At 44.1% G+C, this 21,700-nt stretch carries 15 protein-coding genes; 8 read left to right on the top strand and 7 right to left on the bottom strand.

Going from position 1 to position 21,700, the window contains the following annotated elements; genetic code table 11:
* The first annotated feature begins 31 nt into the window (after positions 1–31).
* The 8 genes from CJ263_RS14490 to CJ263_RS14460 all read left to right on the top strand — a co-directional run bounded on the left by CJ263_RS14490 (position 32) and on the right by CJ263_RS14460 (position 6,908).
* The gene (locus CJ263_RS14490) at positions 32–883 is read left to right on the top strand and encodes an SPFH domain-containing protein (protein WP_094997933.1); all 852 of its coding nucleotides are present in this window, start codon (positions 32–34) and stop codon (positions 881–883) included.
* A 1-nt stretch (position 884) separates the two neighbouring features.
* A complete protein-coding gene (locus tag CJ263_RS21280; protein WP_158657170.1) occupies positions 885–1,382 on the top strand; it encodes a hypothetical protein in 498 nt (165 codons plus the stop codon).
* A complete protein-coding gene (locus CJ263_RS20995) occupies positions 1,369–1,527 on the top strand; it encodes a DUF4177 domain-containing protein (RefSeq protein ID WP_158657169.1) in 159 nt (52 codons plus the stop codon). Before CJ263_RS21280 ends, CJ263_RS20995 begins: the two co-directional genes overlap by 14 nt.
* A gap of 77 nt (positions 1,528–1,604) precedes the next feature.
* Entirely contained in the window at positions 1,605–1,769 is a 165-nt protein-coding gene (locus tag CJ263_RS14480) for an Arc family DNA-binding protein (RefSeq protein ID WP_094997931.1), read from the top strand.
* A gap of 61 nt (positions 1,770–1,830) precedes the next feature.
* Positions 1,831–4,032 (top strand): DUF5916 domain-containing protein, encoded by a 2,202-nt coding sequence (locus CJ263_RS14475; protein WP_094997930.1) that lies wholly within the window; start codon positions 1,831–1,833, stop codon positions 4,030–4,032.
* Position 4,033: 1 nt separating this feature from the next.
* Positions 4,034–4,837 (top strand): Cof-type HAD-IIB family hydrolase, encoded by an 804-nt coding sequence (locus CJ263_RS14470; protein WP_094997929.1) that lies wholly within the window; start codon positions 4,034–4,036, stop codon positions 4,835–4,837.
* A gap of 32 nt (positions 4,838–4,869) precedes the next feature.
* On the top strand, positions 4,870–6,144 hold the full coding sequence (locus tag CJ263_RS14465) for a DUF819 family protein (protein WP_373288316.1): 1,275 nt from the start codon (positions 4,870–4,872) through the stop codon (positions 6,142–6,144).
* A 65-nt stretch (positions 6,145–6,209) separates the two neighbouring features.
* On the top strand, positions 6,210–6,908 hold the full coding sequence (locus tag CJ263_RS14460) for a DUF4369 domain-containing protein (protein WP_094997928.1): 699 nt from the start codon (positions 6,210–6,212) through the stop codon (positions 6,906–6,908).
* Between the two features lie 46 nt (positions 6,909–6,954).
* On the opposite strand, the gene CJ263_RS14455 is transcribed toward CJ263_RS14460, so the two are convergent.
* The 7 genes from CJ263_RS14455 to CJ263_RS14425 all read right to left on the bottom strand — a co-directional run bounded on the left by CJ263_RS14455 (position 6,955) and on the right by CJ263_RS14425 (position 21,070).
* Complete coding sequence (locus CJ263_RS14455; RefSeq protein WP_094997927.1) at positions 6,955–7,224, bottom strand: hypothetical protein; 270 nt, start codon at positions 7,222–7,224, stop codon at positions 6,955–6,957.
* A 54-nt stretch (positions 7,225–7,278) separates the two neighbouring features.
* Positions 7,279–8,241 carry a type I phosphomannose isomerase catalytic subunit gene (locus CJ263_RS14450; protein ID WP_094999262.1) on the bottom strand — a complete coding sequence of 321 codons (963 nt, stop codon included), beginning with the start codon at positions 8,239–8,241 and terminating at the stop codon, positions 7,279–7,281.
* A gap of 116 nt (positions 8,242–8,357) precedes the next feature.
* The gene (locus CJ263_RS14445; protein WP_094997926.1) at positions 8,358–8,765 is read right to left on the bottom strand and encodes a 6-pyruvoyl trahydropterin synthase family protein; all 408 of its coding nucleotides are present in this window, start codon (positions 8,763–8,765) and stop codon (positions 8,358–8,360) included.
* Positions 8,749–9,294 (bottom strand): isopentenyl-diphosphate Delta-isomerase, encoded by a 546-nt coding sequence (gene idi, locus CJ263_RS14440; RefSeq protein ID WP_094997925.1) that lies wholly within the window; start codon positions 9,292–9,294, stop codon positions 8,749–8,751. The genes CJ263_RS14445 and idi overlap by 17 nt, the downstream gene beginning before the upstream one ends.
* Before the next feature lie 84 nt (positions 9,295–9,378).
* Entirely contained in the window at positions 9,379–10,341 is a 963-nt protein-coding gene (locus tag CJ263_RS14435; protein WP_094997924.1) for a PorP/SprF family type IX secretion system membrane protein, read from the bottom strand.
* Between the two features lie 3 nt (positions 10,342–10,344).
* A complete protein-coding gene (locus CJ263_RS14430; protein ID WP_094997923.1) occupies positions 10,345–12,315 on the bottom strand; it encodes a T9SS type B sorting domain-containing protein in 1,971 nt (656 codons plus the stop codon).
* A 73-nt stretch (positions 12,316–12,388) separates the two neighbouring features.
* Entirely contained in the window at positions 12,389–21,070 is an 8,682-nt protein-coding gene (locus CJ263_RS14425) for a beta strand repeat-containing protein (protein ID WP_158657168.1), read from the bottom strand.
* Positions 21,071–21,700 lie beyond the last annotated feature (630 nt).

The following is a 21,700-nucleotide window of genomic DNA, read 5'->3' as shown; positions in this document are numbered from 1 at the left end:
TATTTATGATATCATTTTAATATCATACACCATGTCAAACGAAAAAAATTACAGTCCTATCAATGGCTATCTCATGATTTTAGTCATTTTAATACTACTCATTGGCGGTATTGCACTTCTTAAAATTTATTTGGGCATCTTCCTAATAATCCTAGGCGTTATTTGTCTGGCCGGATTTGTTCTGGTAAATCCCAATGGATCGAGAGTGCTATTATTATTTGGAAAATATGTTGGAACCATAAAAAAGAACGGCTTCTTTTGGGTCAATCCACTTTTCACAAAAAAGAAAATTTCGTTACGGGCTAGTAACTTTGACAGTGAACGGTTAAAAGTAAACGATAAATTAGGTAACCCGGTAATGATCAGCACCATTTTGGTATGGAGGGTAACCAATACCTATAAAGCTGCCTTTGAGGTAGATGATTATCAAAATTTTGTTAGGGTACAGACAGATGCCGCGGTACGAAAACTGGCCAGTATGTATCCCTATGACAATTTTGCCGATGAAGGATTGGACGAGGACATTACCTTACGATCTAGCGTCAATGAGGTCAGTGAAGCTTTGGAAACCGAGGTGCAGGAGAGACTTGCCATGGCAGGGATAGAGGTTTTGGAAGCCAGAATTGGTTATTTGGCATACGCACAGGAAATTGCCAATGCCATGCTCAAAAGGCAACAGGCTACGGCCATTGTGGCGGCAAGGCATAAAATAGTGGAAGGGGCCGTAAGCATGGTAGAAATGGCCTTGCACGAGCTCAGCAAAAAGGAATTAGTCACCTTGGACGAGGAACGTAAGGCCGCTATGGTAAGTAATCTTATGGTAGTTTTGTGTTCGGATAAGGATGCATCTCCAATCGTAAATGCGGGGACCTTAAATCATTGATATGCGTTTTTTTAAGGGAACACAGCGATTTAACCAGTGGTGGCTTCACCTCATTAATCTTCTTGTTTTAGGTATAATGGTCTATCCCATATATCAAGCTATCAATTCGGGTGAATTGGATTCAATGGCTAAAAACGTGTTAATTCTGACCTTTTTTTTCGTTTTGGTCATACTTGTTCTTGTTTATAGGATAGCACTTAGTACTCAAATAGACGAAAAAGGAATTCATTTTAGATTTTTTCCGTTCCAAAGAAATAATAAGGTCATTCTTTGGGCAGATATGGATAAGTGCTATACCAGGAAATACAGTCCTATTGGAGAATTCGGTGGATGGGGTTACAGGGGTATTGGACGAAAGAAAAAAGCGTATAACATACGTGGTAACATGGGTATACAAGTAGTACTTAAAACGGGTAAAATGCTTTTGATAGGCACCCAAAAACCCAATGAAGCACAACAAACCATAAACAGGTATTTTAATCAGGATGAAAGAATATAAAGTCATAAGCTGGACCATGGGATTAACCAACAACAACCAGCGTTTGGAAGATATATTGAACGAATACGGGCGACAAGGATGGAAGGCCATTGATTTGGATCATAGCCGAAGTCGTATAGTCTTTGAAAGGGACAGAAACCGTTGAAACAAAGTAAATTTGGCATTGAAAGCAAAATGTTCGCTCATCGGCATGGTTCTAACAGATAGACGGAAAAAACAGTTATGAGTAAGAAAAAAGCGTTTGCATTACGGGTAAATGAGGATATGCTGAACGCCATTGAAAAATGGGCCGCAGATGAATTTAGAAGTACTAATGGCCAAATCGAATGGATGTTGATGAAAAGTCTAAAAGAAGCAAAAAGGGAACCCAAGAAAAAAAAGGAATAGTTCTTAAGTGTTTTTTAATGGAACAAAGCCTTAAATTTGTTTACCAAGTTTCCAAACCAAAATGACCAAATTATTCAGTACAGCAGTACTATTTCTTATCGGCAGTTCCCTTATAGCACAAGTTCCTGAAAAATCCTTTACGGTTAAGTACACCAACGAACATATAGTATTGGACGGTATTTTAGACGAGCCCGTATGGACATTCGCAGAAAGTGCCGGGGATTTTCAGCAGTATTTTCCTTCGGATAAAGTGCCCGCCCAGTATCAAACCGACGTTCGCATGCTAACCGATGATACTACACTTTACGTGGGTTTAACGGTTTATACCCCAGGCTCCGATTATATTATTCCTTCCTTGGAAAGGGATTTTAGAGCCGGTGGTAGTGATAACATCAGTTTAGTCTTCGATACGTTTAACGACGGTACCAATGCATTCCTTTTCGGTATTAATCCCTATGGTGTTAGAAGGGAAGTGCTCATTTCTGGGGGCGGACAAGATGTTGAGAGCGGTTTCACAACTTCGTGGGACGTAAAGTGGAAAGCGGAGACTAAAATTTATGATAATTACTATACAGCAGAAATCGCCATTCCTCTAACCTCGCTAAAATTCGCCGAAGGAGAAACCAAATGGAGGTTCCAGAGCTACCGATTTGACATGCAGTCCAACGAACGCAGTAACTGGTTTACAATCCCCCAAAATCAAAGTGTCATCAATTTGGCCTTTATGGGAGATATGTACTTTGAAAAACCATTGGGTAAATCCAGAACACCCTTGGCGCTCATACCCTACATCAATGCCATATCCGATAAAGATTTTACGACCGATGAAGGCAACAATAAACTAAAAGTAGGGGGCGATGCTAAAATCGCCATTGGTAACGGCATGAACTTGGATGTTACCATTAACCCTGATTTTTCTAACGTGGAAGTAGATGCCATCATCACCAACCTCACCCGTTTTGAGGTTTCCTTACCCGAAAGGCGACAATTTTTTATTGACAATAATGACCTTTTTGGAAGCTTTGGGAGCATAAGGCATTCCAACCCCTTCTTTTCAAGACGAATCGGTATTGCTACGGATAGACTTGGAAATTCTGTGCAGAATGACATTCTGGGAGGCCTTCGGCTTAGTGGAAAACTGAACAAAAACCTAAGGTTGGGCTTTTTGGATATACAAACGGCCAAGAACGAAGAGCAGGAAATCGCCTCCAATAATAATCTTATGTTTGCCTTACAGCATAAGGTATTTGCCCGTTCCAATATTGGTATGTTCTTCATTAATAGGCAAGCTTTTGGGGATGAACCCTTTGCTTCTGCCGATGAAGAATATAATCGTGTTTTGGGACTGGACTATTATTTGGCTAGTGCAAATAATGTATGGTCTGGAAAGTATTATCTGCATAAATCCTTTCAGCCCGGTGATACGGAAGGAAATATATCGGCCGGAGCTTTATTGAGCTATAATTCCAGATACTGGAATTCCTTTATTGATCTTGCGTATATCAATGAGGATTTTCAGTCAGACCTAGGTTTTATACCCAGGACGGATATTACAAAGGCGGTTGGATCGGTACAACGATTGTTTTGGCCAAAAAAAGGAAATATCAACAACCATGGGGTTGAAGTATTTGGTATTTCAAATTGGAGGACTTCTTTGGATTATCAGTTGGCAGACTACGACATCCGTGGGCGTTATAATTTTGTATTTAAGGATTTTACAGAGTTTGGTGCGGAATATTCCACCAGTTATGTATACCTCTTTGACCCTTTTGACCCTACGGGCACGGAAGGTGCTGTTGAACTACCCGGAAACCAAGAATATAGGTTTGGAACCTTTACATTAGGCTATCAATCCAACAGGGCGAATGTCTTTGCCTTTGAAGGAGAGACTTCTATAGGTAATTTCTTCAACGGACAAAGATTTTCCATTGGCGGGGAGGCCACACTTAGACTACAACCCAAAGTGAGAATTGGTCTAAATGTGAACTATGACAAGATTAGTCTACCGGACCCCTACCCTAGTGCAGATTTATGGTTGGTAAGTCCTAGATTTGGCTTTACATTCAGTAAATCCGTTTTCTGGACGACACTCTTTCAGTATAGCAATCAAAGGGATAATCTTGGGATTAATTCCAGGTTACAATGGCGTTTTGCACCGCTATCCGACCTTTTTATAGTCTACAATGATAACTATGCTGTAAATCAGTTCGAACCCAAATACAGGTCCATAAACCTTAAATTTACCTATTGGTTAAACATTTAGTATGATGTACAAAATGCTATGTTCCGATTTGGACGGAACACTGCTCTCGACTAAAAGTGATGTTTCCGAGTATACGGTTTCACAAATCAAAAGAATAAAACAACATGTCCGAGTGGTTTTGGTATCCGCTAGGATGCCTAGTGCCATGTACTATATACAAAAGGATTTAGATGTTTTGGACCAACCTATTATTTGTTACAACGGAGCATTGGTTCTACATGGGGAAAACGAATTACACTCGGAAACTATACCCCTGACCATTGCTAATGACATTTATAAAATTTGTAAACCACGAAATACGGATTTGGGCTTATATGCCTTCAATGAATGGCATGTACCAAAAACATCTGAACGAGTTGAAAAAGAGATAAAATACACAAAAACCAATCCTGTTTTTAGAAAGACCGAGGATACTCTATCGGGATGGGACCATAAAGGTTTAGGGATTCATAAAGTAATGCTGATGGGCACTAGGTCGACGGCGGATGAAATAATGCCCTTACTAGAGAACCGATTTAAAAACCATATACACGTATACCGATCCAATGATACCCTAATAGAAATCGCTCCAAAAGCGGTATCCAAATTAACGGCCATTCAGAAATTACTACAATCTGGCGAACATTTGGAAGATGTAATAGCTTTTGGCGATAATTATAATGATATGGATATGTTGGAAAATGTGGGATGCGGAGTAGCCGTATCCAATGGAAGGGAAGAGGTTAAAAAAATTGCAAATTTTGTAACTTCTAGAAATACAGAAAACGGTGTTGCCCAGTTCTTAGAGCAACATTTACATATTTAAGTATATTTGGAGACCCACCTCAAGGATTAATTATGGAAAACGCAATGGACCAACCCTTAATTGTTAACGATACTGTTGTTTTTGGTCTATTGGCCCTGGCCCTTGGTTTTATATTTTACACTTCAAGTTTAAAAAGTGGCTTCTGGCAAAAATTCTATTCCTTCGTCCCTGCCGTGCTAATGTGTTATCTATTACCTGCGTTAATGGCAAGTTCTGGACTGATTTCCGATGAAATATCAAATTTGTATTTCATGGCAAGTAGGTATCTATTACCTGCAGCTTTGGTCTTAATGACATTGAGTATCGACCTCAAAGCAATCAGTAATCTGGGATCCAAAGCTTTGATTATGTTTTTAACGGGAAGTTTTGGAATTATTATCGGAGGCCCCATAGCGATTTTATTGGTTTCTATTTTTTCTCCCGAAACCGTTGGGGGAAATGATTTTGATGCCGTTTGGAGAGGATTAGCAACTATTGCAGGTAGTTGGATCGGAGGCGGTGCAAACCAAGCTGCTATGCTTGAAATTTTCAAGTACAACCCTGAAAAATATGGTGGCATGGTACTTATAGACATTGTTGTAGCGAATATTTGGATGGCCATTATTTTACTCGGTGTGGGGAAAACAAATAAGATTGACAAATGGTTAAAGGCAGACACATCTGCTATTGAAACACTTAAGGTTAAAGTAACCGAGTTTACCGAAAAAATTACACGGGTCCCTACGTTGAAGGACTATATGATTATGCTTAGTCTCGCCTTCTCCGCTGTTGGCATTTCACATTTTTTTGGCGATTACATTAGTAATTACCTAACAACAAGTTTTGAAGCAGTAAGTGATAAAAAAAGTTTCCTCTCCTTTCTGGGTTCAAGTTTCTTTTGGATGGTAGTTTTATCTACGTGTGCAGGAATTATCATGTCCTTTACTAAAGCCAAAAATTATGAAGGTGCAGGCGCTAGTAAAATTGGAGGAATGTTCATTTACATCTTAGTAGCCACCATAGGTATGAAAATGGACTTGGGAAAGGTACTTGAGAACCCTGGGCTTATAGTCATCGGTTTTGTTTGGATTGGCATACACGCTTTGCTACTTATCTTGGTGGCCAAACTCATAAAAGCCCCTTACTTCTTTTTGGCGGTAGGCAGCCAGGCCAATGTGGGTGGTGCCGCTTCCGCACCCGTGGTAGCGGCGGAATTTCACCCGTCATTAACTTCAGTTGGTGTTTTGTTGGCTGTTTTGGGTTATGTAGTAGGCACAGCAGGGGCACTGTTATGTGCTTATCTTATGGAGGTGGCCTCCACTTTATAGTATTTCCAATTGCCCACTATATTTTCTGTAAAAATTTATTGATATTTGCCCCCTAATTTAAACCAATGAAAAAACTAGCTTATATACTGGCAACTTTGCTTTTAGTCATTTCCTGTGGAACAGATAAGGAAGATAATTTAGTGGTTACCGGAAAGGTAAAAGGATTAAAAAAAGGAACACTTTATCTACAACATGTAATGGATACTGCCTTAGTAACCGTGGATTCACTAGAGATTGACGGGGACGGATCTTTTAGTCTATCGGCACAGGTGGAAAGTCCAGAAATATTTTACCTATATCTCGATAAAAAAGACAATAACGATATTAATGATCGTATTACTTTTTTTGCAGAACCAGGGACTATCACGATAAATACAGATTGGAATACTTTCGACACCACAGCGAAAATTTCGGGATCACCATCGCATGAAAAACTGGAAGAGTATAGAAAGGCGCTTTCGACCATTAATTTAAGAAATATGGAGATAATGCTTGAAGCCTCACAATCTGAGAAACCTTTAGATCAAGCCAGTATCGATTCTTTGGAACGTGTGAGCAGCATGAATACAAAAAGGGGTTATGCATACTCCATTAATTTTGCACTGAACAATAAGGATTCCTATATCGCACCTTATATTGCGGCAAAAGAAATACCTGATGCAAACATCAAGTATTTGGACTCCATTTATAACGTCCTAACCCCTGAGGTGGCAAACTCAAAATATGGAAAGCAACTAAAAAAATTATTGGAAAACAACAAATAAAAAAAGCATCCTGAAAAGGATGCTTTTTTTATTTGTTTGGTTCTTATTAAACCATACTGTTCAATTGATCGACCAGTTTATTGGCTTTGGTCTCCAACTCGGTCCTAACGCCATTAAAATGGGCCTTTTTATTTTCAATATCGTTCTCATTTACCTTGGCAATAAGTTCGTCAAAGGTTTCAATAGCACCATCTATAATCGCGGTACCTTCTTTGGAAGGTCCACCACCATTGGTTTCCTCTACAATATAAACTCCTTCAATAATATCCCCTAGGACATTATTTATATCTTTTTTCAAATTTTTTATACTAGCCATATGCTTTATATTTTTTACAAAAATACAATTAAACTGTTGATTATTTCAGACTGGTCAAATAGTAACTTCCAGTAATTTGGCCCCATTTGTATTTATGGTAATTTTCTCCGTAATTCCAGGCACCAAAGTAGTTTCACCTCTTCTCAAATTAACTTTGCCAAACTCGTTTTCAATGGCCGCCTCTCCATCAACACACATAAAAATGGTAAATGAATCCCTGTTGAGAGTATCCTGTACCATACTTTCCGTTAAATTCAAATAATTTGTCTTAAAATAAGGACACTCTACCATGGTATTTACAGAATTACTTTCTTTGGAATAATCTACTTTGAAGTCATTCTTTCTTTCGTAGTCTATAGCGTCCAGTGCAAGGTCTGTATGCAGTTCCCTTAAATTACCATCTTTATCCCTTCTGTTAAAATCGAAAACCCGGTAGGTAACGTCTGAAGTTTGTTGAATCTCCGCCAAGAGGACCCCCGCACCAATGGCATGTATTTTCCCAGTATTAATGAAAAAAGTATCGCCTTCCACTACTTTTTCGTAATTCAATAGTTCCAAAAGGCTATCGTTTTTTAAACTCTCCTCATATTCTACCCTAGAAACATCCCTATTAAAGCCTACTATCAATTCTGCACCGGGATCAGCATCCATGATGTACCACATCTCGGTCTTACCAAAGGAATCATGTCTTTCCTTTGCCAATTGGTCGTTAGGGTGCAGTTGAATGGAAAGGTCTTGCTTGGCATCGATAAATTTTATCAGTATAGGAAATTCGGTTCCAAATCGTTGAACCACACTCTTTCCTAAAATTTCATTGGGGAATTTCTCAATCAATTCTTGAAGGGTCGTATCCGCCAGATATCCATTGGCAATAACGGAAACATCGCCTTTCACGGTAGAAAGTTCCCAACTCTCCCCTGTTATTTCACTGGTACAAGGTTTTCCAAAAACTTCATTCAATTTGGTTCCTCCCCATAGTCTTTCTTTAAGAATTGGCTTAAATTTTAAAGGGTACAGTTTCATATTGGTGGGTTTATCCTAGAGTATTACAAACGTACTAAGTATCCATAATATTGGGGCAATATAATACTACTTTTTGACCGTAAATTTCAGTAATAAAAGGAAGAAAAGAACTAACCGGAATACGTAACAAAGTTTCGAGGTGTTTCATAAAGTACTACCTCCAGTTCCTTATCTTTATCGATACTAGGCCTTAACCTATTCCAAATGACAACCGCAATATTTTCTGCTGTTGGATTTAGGTCTTGAAACTCCGGCACCTCTATATTTAAATTTTTATGATCAAAGACATCCTCGATTTTGTCTTTAATCAGGTCCTTTAAAACCTTCATATCCATTACAAAGCCCGTCTCAGGATCAATTTCTCCCGTAACACTCACCACCAATTCATAATTGTGCCCATGAAAGTTAGGATTATTGCACTTTCCGAAAACCTCGGAATTTTTGGAATCTTTCCAATCTGGCCTGTAAAGCCGATGTGCAGCATTGAAATGTGCCTTTCTACTAACCTTTACTTTCATTTTCGACTAGATTATCAATTAAATGCTGATAAAATTTCTCAAAAATTATCTTGAACCAAGCCGTATAGAGTTCTGGATTTTCTTCCATGTCCAATTTGACTTCTTTTGGAGTCCTCCATTTCCAATCCGCTACTTCCTGTTTATTGATATTAGGTTGGTCATTATAGTATCCAATCATAACATGATCATACTCGTGCTCCGTTAAACCATTGTCAAAAGGTGCCTTATAAATAAATGAAAACAGTTCTTTTAGTTCTGTGTCAAAACCCATCTCTTCTTTAAGCCTGCGTTTACCTGCCTCTATATTGGATTCCCCCACCCTTTGATGACTACAACAGGTATTGGTCCATAAAAGGGGTGAATGGTATTTATGGGCAGCTCTTTGCTGCAACATAATTTCATTTCTATTGTTCAGCACAAAAACGGAGAAGGCTCTATGCAACTCTGCTTTCTCATGGGCTTCCATTTTTGGCATGGTTCCCCTAGGCTGGTCATTTTGGTCTACAAGAATTACTTCTTCTTCCTTCATCCCGTAAAAATAAGGCCTTTGCGCTATCTTTTTCGAAGGCTTTATGAAAAAAATAAGAAAGAAGTAGGTTTCAAGTGACTTAGGTTAGAAGAATCTAGGTGATTTAAGGTTGTTCTTGGTCGAGATAAAATCATATCTAAGAATGACCTCAAAGGAACCATCATTGAAGGCGGCACTACCTAATTCCGTAGTTTCCCGGTCATATGCCAGTCCAATTAAAAAGTTGCTATTGATATTAAATCCAACCATTCCACTGAATGCTGCATCCCATCTGTAGGCCCCTCCAATAATGAATCTTTCATTGAACATAAAATTGGCCGAAACATCAACCTGTAGGGGCGCTCCCTGGACCACTTTGGTTAACAAGGTAGGTTTGAATTTTAAAAACGGATTCAAGTCCCAGACATAACCGGTAATAAAATAAAAATTCATTTGCTCCTTTGCCGTTGAAAGGGATGATTCTTGGAAATGGGAAGTCTCCAAAATTCTAGGAACGGATAGTCCTGCATAGAATTTATCCGTATGATAATACACACCAGCACCTATATTAGGAGATAAACGGTTATCAATATCCTGTTGCAAGGTTTGATCCGTAGTGTATTGGTTTAATTCAGAAAAACGCACATCCAATAAATTGGCACTTGCCTTGAGTCCAAAGCTTAATCGTCTTTCAGCAGCCAACATTATTGTATACGAAAAATCCACATCAAAATTAGTCTCGGAAGTGGGTCCTATTTTATCGTTGACTATGGACAGGCCCATTCCCAACCCATTATAACCTATAGGTGAATGAATATTGAAGGTCTGGGTCGTTGGGGCTCCTTCCAAACCCAGCCATTGTGATCTGTGCAATGCTGCTATGCTAATCTGGCCACGTGATCCAGCGTACCCAGGATTAACGCTTACTGTATTGTACATATATTGGGTATATTGGGCATCTTGTTGTGCGAATAAAGAGTTACTAGCCACAACAAAAACAAATAAAAAGACCAATAAACCTTTTGCAGGAAAGTCAAAATTTACCTTGAATAATTTACTGTTTAACATTCCTTATCTATTTATATATATATAACCTGAAAGCTGTTTCATTGTTCCATTGGGCTCCTCATAATCCAAAATGTAGAAATAAGTTCCTACAGGAAGTTTATTGTCCTGCGCAATGGTTACCCTACCTTGGGAAGTTCCATCAAAAACATTGCCTTCTGTATTATAGGCCTTAGTCGTAAATACGGATACGCCCCATCTGTTATAAATCCTGATGGTATTGTTGGGATAATTTTCCAAGCCATCGATACGTAGTACGTCATGTACACCATCACCATTTGGGGTAATAACGTTAAATACTTCAATCTGTTCCGATAGTTCGCCCAAATCAGAATCCAAATAGTTTGGTGTACCGTCTCCGTCAGAATCATCATTGGCATAATCTCCATCCATGTTCAGGTCCTCGTCAATGGTTTCAATACCATCGTCATCGTCATCAGTATCCCTATAGTCAGACTCCTGATCACTATCCGTATTGGGCAATTGTACAAACGGATCATCCAGCTCATCGTTTACGTCAATATCATTGGTGTTACTACCCTCATAGCCATCATCAAGGCCATCTCCGTCCTCGTCAGACCCTAATAAAGTGAAATCGGGAATACCATCATGGTCTTGGTCGTGTGCCTCAATGTTATCTGGTACATTATCATTATCGCTGTCTTCATCCAGATAATCTGGTAAGCTATCACCATCGGTATCAATTGGGAATATTCCAACATTTCCGTTACCTTCATAGGCATCATCCACGCCATTTCCATTAGTATCAGTTCCACTTGGAGCTATATAACCTGATGTTGTCTGTGCTTCCACATTATCGGGTATACCATCATTATCACTGTCAATATCCAGATAATCTGGGAAACCATCACCATCCGAATCGGTGGGATTGGTTGTTGGGTCATTATCAGCATCTAAATTTAAATCCTCAAAACTATCCACAATACCATCATCGTCGCTATCTAAATCTGCACCTGCTGGACTTATAATAATACTTACCAAGGATGTGCTGCAATTCCCTGTTCCGTCACAAACCGTATATTCAAATGTATCATTGCCTATATATCCGCTATTAGGAAAATAGGTCGGGACATCGTCCGCCGGATTATTTGGAGTTCCGTTGTCATCTACGGTCGCCGAGCCATTCGTCGGTTGCGTGATACTAAACGTACCAACAACAGGAAGGTCATTATCGTTTAAATGCCAATTGTCTATAGCTATGATTTGATTTTCATCAATAGCGACTACATCGTCATTTGTATCTAAAATCGGTAACACATCTAATGTAACTGTTGCTGTGCTACAATCCCCTAAACTGTTACAAACCGTATAATCAAAACTATCTGGACCGTTATAATCGGGATTGGGAATATAGGTCAATATATCGTCCAAGGGATTGTTAGGCGTACCGTTGTCATCTATGGTGACCGTTCCGTTGGAAGGTGAAGTCGTAGTTAAAGCTCCAGGGTTTGGCAAATCGGAGTCATTGGCATAAATATCCACAATTACAGAAGTATCCTCATCGAGCGTAACTAAATCATCCACCAAGGTTGCGGCCTGAGGTAAACATACAACGGTAAAGTTGGGCAAGGCAAAATCATTGCCCGCCTTGGTTACGGTGGCCGTATATTTTACTACGGCATCCGTAGCAGTAACAGTTGGCCGTGTCGGGTCCCCGCTAACCGTGGGCGACCAGGTGACCGTAGCACCGCCGCTTACATTATTGGTAATGTCTAAGGTTACTTGGTTATCTGGATTATTACAATCCGTCACAATGAAATAACCCGTGGCATTTGATCCACAGAGTGTACCATCATAGGTAGCAAAATAAATACCTGGTGCAGTTACTTCGTAGAAAAAATCCGTTCCCAAAACGGTGTTGGTATCCGAGGCCTCGTACCAGCGATAATTGTTTTCATCAGTGGAATTGGGTGCCTGTAGCAGAAACTGGGCATTGGATACCAATATCCCGAACATTGTAAAAACAATGCCCAGAAATATGGATTTATGTTGATTGATTTTTTTCAAACCGATTCTGGTCTTTAGCTGATTACTTTACTACGAATACGACATTAATTAATGCGTTGTAATCCGGAGGAGTATTATATATCCTATAGGTTAAAACACCTGTTGGACTCACACTCATATTCAGAACAGTTGTTCCATTACCAAAAACATCTGGGTCTGCATAGGTAACATGGTAATCTAGTTCGTTAGCCGCATAGGTTGGTATAGTTCCTCCACTACTCACCACGGGAGACCCGAACTGAGCAATATATTGATCGTATAAATTTATGGTCCTATTGGTCCCTGGATCCGGAGTGGATGCATCTATAGCTATGGACGGTGGGTAAAAAACTCGTGCTGCTTTGGAAGTTATTGGGGCTATGGCTTGAATTACATCTTCCACGGTAGCTTCATTAGTTCCATCACCATCTACATCTATAGGTGTATCTGAATTCACTTCAGAAGCAATCTGGTCGTCGGTATTGTCCAAATAGCCGCTCAAATCCACAGTAGTAGCATCACCACTAAGACTAAGTGTATTGGTACTTAGGCTTAAATCTTGTATCTCGTTGTTCGGATTGCTATCCGCATCGTTTACGTTCAGTGTAAGCGTGCTGCCGTTATCTATACTAATGTTCCCAGCGGATCCGTTGGTACTGATATCCTGGTTGTCCGTGTTAACGAAACCGCTTAGATCCACGCTGTTTCCGTCCGCTATCGCCAAGGTATTTCCCGTTAGGCTCAGGGTCTGGTCGTCAGTATCCGTATCTATGCTACCGATATCTATCGAATTACCACCAGTTATTGATAGGTCCGTACCCGTCAGGCTCAAGGTCTGGGAATCCGTATTTACACCGGAAGTTATGTCCGCCAAAGGTACCTGTAGAGTGCCGTTGCTATCGGTTATTTCCAAATTAGTTCCATTTACGGTAAAGTTGGTGTTTACCTCGTTTGTTGTACTACCGTCCAATTCCGTGAAGGTATTGTTCACCACATAAGGGTCGCCGGAAGTTCCACTTCCTGTTACGTTGATGTTAGTACCACTGTTCACAATGGTCTCAGCACCGGTCGCCGTTGGAAGCGTCACCGTGTTTCCTCCTGCTATGGACAAATCGTTGCCCGTTACGCTCAAGGTCTGTGAGTCCGTATTGTCCAAGTAGGCACCTAGATCTACCGTTGTAGCGTCCCCACTCAGGCTTAACGTATTCCCACTCAAACTCAGGTCCTGATTGTCCGTATTTACGAAACCGCTCAGGTCAACACTGTTCCCATCCGCTATCGCCAAGGTATTTCCCGTTAGGCTCAGGGTCTGGTCGTCAGTATCCGTATCTATGCTACTGATATCTATGGTATTACCACCCGATACGGAAAGGTCAGTACCGCTCAAGCTCAAGGTCTGCGAATCCGTATTTACGAAACCGCTCAGGTCCACCGTTGTAGCGTCTCCGCTTAGGCTAAGAGTGTTTCCGCTGATGCTCAAATCTTGAATCTCGTTGGTGATACTACCATCGACCTCTGTAAAAGTATTGTTCACCACGTAAGGGTCACCGGAGGTTCCCGTTCCCGTTACGTTTATATTCGTCCCACTATTTACTATCGTCTCGGCTCCGGTCGCCGTTGGAAGCGTTACCGTGTTTCCGCCCACAATCGATAAATCATTGCCAGCTACACTTAAAGTCTGTGAGTCCGTATTGTCCAAGTACCCACTTAAGTCCACTGTAGTCGCGTCACTGCTCAAGCTAAGGGTGTTTGCACTTAGGCTCAAATCCTGTATCTCGTTCGTTACACTTCCATCGACTTCAGTTCCTGTTACTACATATGGGTCACCGCTAGTACCACTACCTGTTACGATATTTATTCCTCCTCCGTTCACAATAGTTTCCGAACCATTGGCCGTAGGCAAGGTAACCGTGTTCCCTCCGGTAATCGACAAATCGTTCCCTGTTACGCTCAAGGTCTGCGAATCCGTGTTGTCTAGGTAGCCACTAAGGTCGGCCGTGGTGTCGGTTCCTGTACCGTTGGACAAGGTCAATGTATTCGTACTCAAACTTATCTGCTGGTTGTCCGTATTCACAAAACCGCTAAGGTCAACGCTGTTCCCATCCGCTATCGCCAAGGTATTTCCCGTTAGGCTCAGGGTCTGGTCGTCAGTATCCGTATCTATGCTACCGATATCTATTGTATTCCCACCAGTTATTGACAGGTCCGTACCGCTCAAGCTCAAGGTCTGCGAATCCGTATTTACGAAACCGCTCAGGTCCACCGTTGTAGCGTCCCCGCTTAGGCTAAGAGTGTTTCCGCTGATGCTCAAATCTTGGATCTCGTTGGTGATACTACCATCGACCTCTGTAAAAGTATTGTTCACCACGTAAGGGTCACCGGAGGTTCCCGTTCCCGTTACATTGATATTCGTTCCACTATTTACTATCGTCTCGGCTCCGGTCGCCGTTGGGAGCGTCACCGTGTTTCCTCCTGCTATGGACAAATCATTGCCCGTTACACTCAAGGTCTGAGAATCCGTATTGTCCAAGTAACCGCTTAGGTCAACGTCGGTGTTGGGGTCACCGCTGATGGCCAAAGTATTGCCGCTAAGGGTCAAATCCTGGTTGTCCGTGTTCACTCCCGCGTTGATGTCCGCCAACGGTACCTGTAGAGTGCCATTGCTATCGGTTATTTCCAAATTCGTTCCATTTACGGTAAAGTTGGTGTTTACCTCGTTTGTTGTACTACCGTCCACTTCCGTGAAGGTATTGTTCACCACATAAGGGTCACCGGAAGTTCCGCTTCCCGTTACGTTGATATTCGTTCCACTATTTACTATGGTCTCGGCTCCGGTGGCCGTTGGAAGCGTTACCGTGTTTCCGCCCACAATCGATAAATCATTACCCGCTACACTTAAGGTCTGTGAGTCCGTATTGTCCAAGTACCCGCTTAGGTCTACCGTAGTCGCGTCACTGCTCAGGCTAAGGGTGTTTCCGCTGATGCTCAAATCCTGGATTTCGTTGGTGGCATCGCTGTCTGCATCGTTTACGTTTAGGTTTATTGTACTACCATTGTCAATGCTGATGTTCCCGGGAGTACCATTCGTGCTGATGTCCTGGTTGTCCGTACTACCGGCCGCAAGTTCCGATAAGGCACCCTCGACGTCAGTGGCCGTGAAGTTGCCGTCGGCGTCCGTGATGTTAACCTCCGAGGCCGTCTGGTCGTCCGTACCCAACAAACTCGATAGGTCCACAGTGGCAGAGGTTCCGCCCTCGATATCAATCTGTAACTGGTTGCTGCCGTCCAAGGTGGCTCCCGTTAAATTCTGGTCATCGGTGCCGACAAGTCCGGAAAGGTCAACCGTCTCTCCCGTACCTCCCTCGATGCCGATGGTCAGTTCGTTGGTCGCCCCGTTGAAGCTGGAACCACTGATATTCTGGTCGTCAGTACCCGTACCATCTTGAAGTCCCGACAGGTCAATTACAGGATCTATCTGATTTGGAACGTTCAATGTAAGGTCGGTACCTGATAAAGAACCTCCGGTAACGAAGTCGTTCCCATCTGAACCACCTGCAAGTACGAGTGCATCTATACGCGCATCAATTTCTTCGAGTACTCCCTCTACCTCGGTATTTGCAAAGTTTCCTCCTACATCAGCAACGGTCACTTCACCAGCAGTCTGGTCGTCCGTGCCCACCAAACTGGATAAATCCACGGTGGCAGAATTACCGCCCTCGATATCTATCTGTAACTGGTTGCTACCATCCAAGGTAGCTCCCGTAAGGTTCTGGTCGTCCGTGCCAACAAGTCCGGAAAGGTCAACGGTCTCTCCCGTACCTCCCTCAATACCGATGGTCAACTCGTTCGTGGCACCGTTGAAGCTGGAACCGCTGATGTTCTGGTCGTCCGTGCCAACCAAGCTCGATAGGTCCACAGTGGCAGAGGTTCCTCCCTCTATATCAATCTGTAACTGGTTGCTGCCGTCCAAGGTAGCTCCCGTCAGGTTCTGGTCGTCCGTACTTCCCGCCACGACCTCGTCGATGGCACCCTGTACGTCTCCCGCCGTTAGTCCCGAAGTCGAGTTGTCATAGGTCACTTCACCCGCAGTCTGGTCATCGGTGCCGACAAGTCCGGATAAATCCACAGTCTCTGAAGTACCTCCCTCGATGCCGATGGTCAGTTCGTTGGTCGCCCCGTTGAAGCCGGAACCACTGATGTTCTGGTCGTCTGTACTGTCCGCCGCAAGTTCCGATAAGGCGCCCTCAACATCCGTGGCCGTGAAGTTGCCGCCAGCGTCCGCGATGTTCACTTCGGAGGCCGTTTGGTCGTCCGTGCCCACCAAGCTCGATAGGTCCACGGTGGCTGAGGTTCCACCCTCGATGTCTATCTGTAACTGGTTACTGCCGTTCAGAGTGGCTCCAGTTAAATTCTGGTCATCGGTACTACCTGCTGCAACCTCGTCAATTGCCGACTGTACGTCGCCCGCCGTTAGGCCGGAGGTGGAGTTGTCATAGGCCACTTCAGCTGCCGTCTGGTCATCGGTACCGACAAGTCCGGATAAATCAACCGTCTCGGAAGTACCTCCCTCGATGCCGATGGTCAGTTCGTTGGTCGCCCCGTTGAAGCCGGAACCGCTTATGTTCTGGTCGTCTGTACTGCCCGCCGCAAGTTCCGATAAGGCACCCTCAACGTCAGTAGCGGTGAAGTTGCCACCCGCGTCCGCGATGTTCACTTCAGAGGCCGTTTGGTCGTCCGTATTGTTGGGTACATCTATCGTAAAGTTTGGGTACGTGCCACCTATGGTCACGTTCCCGTTCCCTCCATCGGCAAGGGTCACCGTCTGGTCGGGGGCGTCGTTGGTAACTGTATATTCCGTATTGTTTCCTACAGTGCTGGAGCTCACCGAGATGTCACCGCCGGCCACAACGCTCGTGGTAGTCTGGTTCGCCTGTACCGCAGGGGAAAGGTCGAGTGCCGTAGCAGCCTGTCCGTTTACCGTGCTCACCAGCTCGTTGCTCCCGTTAAGGCTCAATACGTTGCTGTTGATGATATCCACACCGATCCCCGTGGTGCCGTTGACCGTGGTGGTAAGCGTATTGATGGCGCTCGTGTTCGATACCGTGGTCGTAGGTATCAATGTGCTGGGATCGATGTACGTCCAGGCCGTGCCGTTCCATTGAATCATATCACCGGCAGTGTTGCCGTCCGCCAATTTACCAAGGGTAACCGCACTATCGGCCAAATCGGTCGGCCCTACTGCCCCAGGGGCTATCTCGTTTGTTGTTATTCCATCCGCAGCTACATCCAAGGTATAAGGACTTACCGTTGTCCCGGCACCGGAACGTACCAATGTACCGTCGGTGGCATCGGTTAGCTCGTTCCCGATTACCCCGTCGTTCTCCGTTACCGTTACAGAACCTAGGTCCACCAAGGTCCAGTTCGCACCGTCCCACTGCATCACCTGGCCGCTGGTAGTACCGTTGGCAAGTTTCTCCAAGGCCACCGCGTCATCGGCTATGTCGGAAGCCCCTATAGTACCGTCCAATATCTCAGTGCTCGTTATCGCATTGTCCGCCATCTTGGCGTTCGTAATGGCGTTGTCCGCAACGTCCAAGGTCACATCGTTCAATGTGGAAGCGTTGCCGCCCGTAATGTCTATCGTACCGTTGGTGGAGGTTACATTGCCGTCACCGGTAAGCTCTCCAATATTCACCGTTACCTCATAGTCCGTATTGTTGCCAACCGTGCTCGATACAATATCCACTCCGTTCCCCTCAGAGACCGTCGTGGTAAGCTCGCTGCCAGTGATGTCCGAGTCAAGTTCTTCAAGGGCCGACTGTACGTCCGTACTGGTAATGTTCCCAGCAGGGGTCACACCGACCTCTCCCGCAGTCTGGTCGTCCGTGCCCACCAAGCTCGATAGGTCCACGGTGGCAGAGGTTCCGCCCTCGATGTCTATCTGTAACTGGTTGCTGCCGTCCAAGGTAGCTCCCGTCAGGTTCTGGTCATCGGTACTACCTGCTGCGACCTCGTCAATTGCCGCCTGTATGTCGCCCGCCGTTAGACCGGAGGTGGAGTTGTCATAGGCCACTTCAGCTGCCGTCTGGTCATCGGTGCCCACAAGTCCGGATAGATCCACCGTCTCGGAAGTACCTCCCTCGATGCCGATGGTCAGTTCGTTGGTCGCCCCGTTGAAGCCGGAACCGCTTATGTTCTGGTCGTCTGTGCCCACCAAGCTCGATAGGTCAACAGTGGCAGAGGTTCCGCCTTCTATGTCAATCTGTAACTGGTTGCTGCCGTCCAAGGTAGCTCCCGTCAGGTTCTGGTCGTCCGTGCTGCCCACCGCAAGTTCCGACAAAGCACCCTCTACGTCAGTAGCGGTGAAGTTGCCACCAACGTCCGTGATGTTCACCTCGGAAGCTGTCTGGTCGTCCGTCGAGAAGATACCATTGGCACGTACCTCGGATGCGTTGCCCGCATCCGGACTGGCCACTGCCGTGAACTCGTTGCTCCCGTCAAGGTTCAGTCCGTCGCCCGCTGTATACTGCGTGTCCGTGTCCAATGTGCTGGGATCGATGTACACCCAAGACGTGCCATTCCATTGGATAAGGTCGCCAACGTTACTGCCGTCGGCCAATTTACCAAGGGTAACCGCACTGTCCGACAGCTCGGTCGACCCTACTGCCCCAGGGGCTATCTCGTTTGTTGTTATTCCATCCGCCGCTACATCCAAGGTATAAGGACTTATCGTTGTCCCGGCCCCGGAACGTACCAATGTACCGTCGGTGGCATCGGTTACCTCGTTCCCGATTACGCCGTCGTTCTCCGTTACCGTTACCGAACCTAGGTCTATCAGAATCCAGTTCGCACCGTCCCACTGCATTACCTGCCCGCTGGTAGTACCGTTGGCAAGTTTCTCCAAGGCCACCGCGTCATCGGCGATGTCGACGGTGCCTACACTGCCGTCCAATATCTCAGTGGTGGTAACCGCATCAGCGGCTATCTCAAGGGTAACGTCGCCCAAAAGGGCGTTCGCGTCACCACCTACGGTAAGGTCACCCGATGTAATGTTACCGTCACCGTTGATCGCCGTACCGTCAACCTCAAGGGCGCCCGTCGTAACGTTCTGTACAAGGCCCGCTCCCGCTATGTCAGAGTTTATCTTTGTCGCGTCGATGGCATCGTCGGCTATGTCGAAAGTTCCTATCGTACCGTCCAGTATCTCCGTATTGGTAACAGCGTCCGCAGCTATCTCAAGGGTAACGTCGCCCAACAGGGCGTTCGCGTCGCCACCTACGGTAAGGTCACCCGATGTAATGTTACCGTCACCGTTGATCGCCGTACCGTCAACCTCAAGGGCGCCCGTCGTAACGTTCTGTACAAGGCCCGCTCCCGCTATGTCAGAGTTTATCTTTGTCGCGTCGATGGCATCGTCGGCTATGTCGGAAGTTCCTATCGTACCGTCCAGTATCTCCGTAGTGGTAACCGCATCAGCGGCTATCTCAAGGGTAACGTCGCCCAAAAGGGCGTTCGCGTCGCCCCCTACAGTAAGGTCGCCCGATGTAATGTTACCGTCCCCGGTAATCGCTGTACCGTCAACCTCAAGGGCGCCCGTCGTACCGTTCTGTACAAGGCCCGTTCCTGCTATGTCTGAGTTTATCTTTGTCGCGTCGATGGCGTTGTCCGCTATGTCGGAAGTTCCTATCGTACCGTCCAATATCTCCGTGGTGGTAATGGCATTGTCCGCAATCTTGGCGTTCGTGATAGCGTCGTCCGCAACGTCCAAGGTTACATCGTTCAATGTGGAAGCGTTGCCGCCCGTAATGTCTATGGTACCGTTCGTGGAGGATATGTTGCCATCGCCCGTGAGCTCGCCAACGTTCACTGCAACCGTATATTCTGTATTGTTTCCGGTCGTTAATGATGTAACATCGACTCCGTTGCCTTCCACTACCGTAGTGGTAAGCTCACTAGAAGAAATATTTGCATCCAATTCGGCCAAGGCCTCTTGAACCGTAGAAGTTGTCAAAGAAGACGTACTATTGTCGAATGATACTTCTTGTGCGGTTTGGTCATCCGTTCCAACAAATACAATTGGAGAACCGTTTCCATTATCAAAACTATATATACCTGTGCCTAAATCAGTCAAGCTTGATTTATTGATCTGTGTAGGGTCCCCATTCTCATCATTATAGGTGAAAGTTCCATCGAAATTATCCGTAATGGAGGTAAGAACTTCTGCGGGAAGTGTTATAAAAGTTGGCAAGCCCGTTTCATCGATATAAAGTAATTCCCTTGTAGCCGAGTTAAAACTCAAACTACCTACGTTTAAAGGAATAGTTGTGAGTACATTATTCTCATCACGATATTCCAATGTATTACCATTCAACGCTAGAGTTGTAAGTGTTTCCGCAGGTAAGGTTGCAGAAATGGGTAAACCTCCATCTTCCAATTCCAAAGTAAGTTCCCTAGTAGCCGGATTATAGCTAAAATCCAATACCTGCTGGTTATCGGACGTAGAACTTAATTCCCAAGAATCACCATCCCAAAAGAAGATGGTTCCGGTATTGGTATTTACGTACAGGTCTCCCAAATCCGCTCCACTAGGAGTTACAGATCCTGCTGCAGTAACTGCTGTTCCCTGCAATACCTCACAGTTACACTGATCTTCTAGCGTTACGGTTGTTTGTGCGAACGTTATTCCGGATAGCAATAAAAATATCCATAAAATTCTTTTGTCCATCGCCTTATGTTTACTTAAATACTTTGTCATTTTATAATTGACCCTATAATTACTGTTGTTCAAATCCATATTTGCTGGGTGCTCAATTTCAACCGTAGTTAGACCACGGCATATTAATTCTTTACAAAATTAGCTTTACACCTAGCCTAGGGAAATAATTGTTGTGTAAGTGGAATTTCACACGGTCTACGCCTTAAAATATGAGGTTACACCTTTTAAAATTGTCTGAAAAAAATCAGCATTTTATCGATTAACCCAATATTTATAGTACTTTGGAAAGGAGTTAGATGTAGTCCAAAAACTTCATTTATAAAAAAGAAATTCTTTGTATCGATATTTTTTTATCCAGTAGATAATCTTCTTATTGTTAATTAATCTATTCGCCCGAACCTTACTTTAAGAAGAAACTTCAGGTGACAATTGGAATAGGTTGCAGTGGCCAATACTAATTCCCAAATGACGGTGGCCGTAAACGCAAAAGGGTAACTTCAAATATAATAGTATTGTCAGTAGTTCCACTTCTATGGGTATGTTGCAGATTCTTGGACCCAAATGCTAATAAATTTTATGATACCAGACCAAACAAAAAAGACAGCCTGTTAAGCTGTCTTTTTCATATTGGGACTTATT

The organism is Maribacter cobaltidurans, from assembly GCF_002269385.1.
Taxonomy (GTDB): domain Bacteria; phylum Bacteroidota; class Bacteroidia; order Flavobacteriales; family Flavobacteriaceae; genus Maribacter; species Maribacter cobaltidurans.
This window is presented reverse-complemented; position numbering and strand designations above follow the sequence as displayed.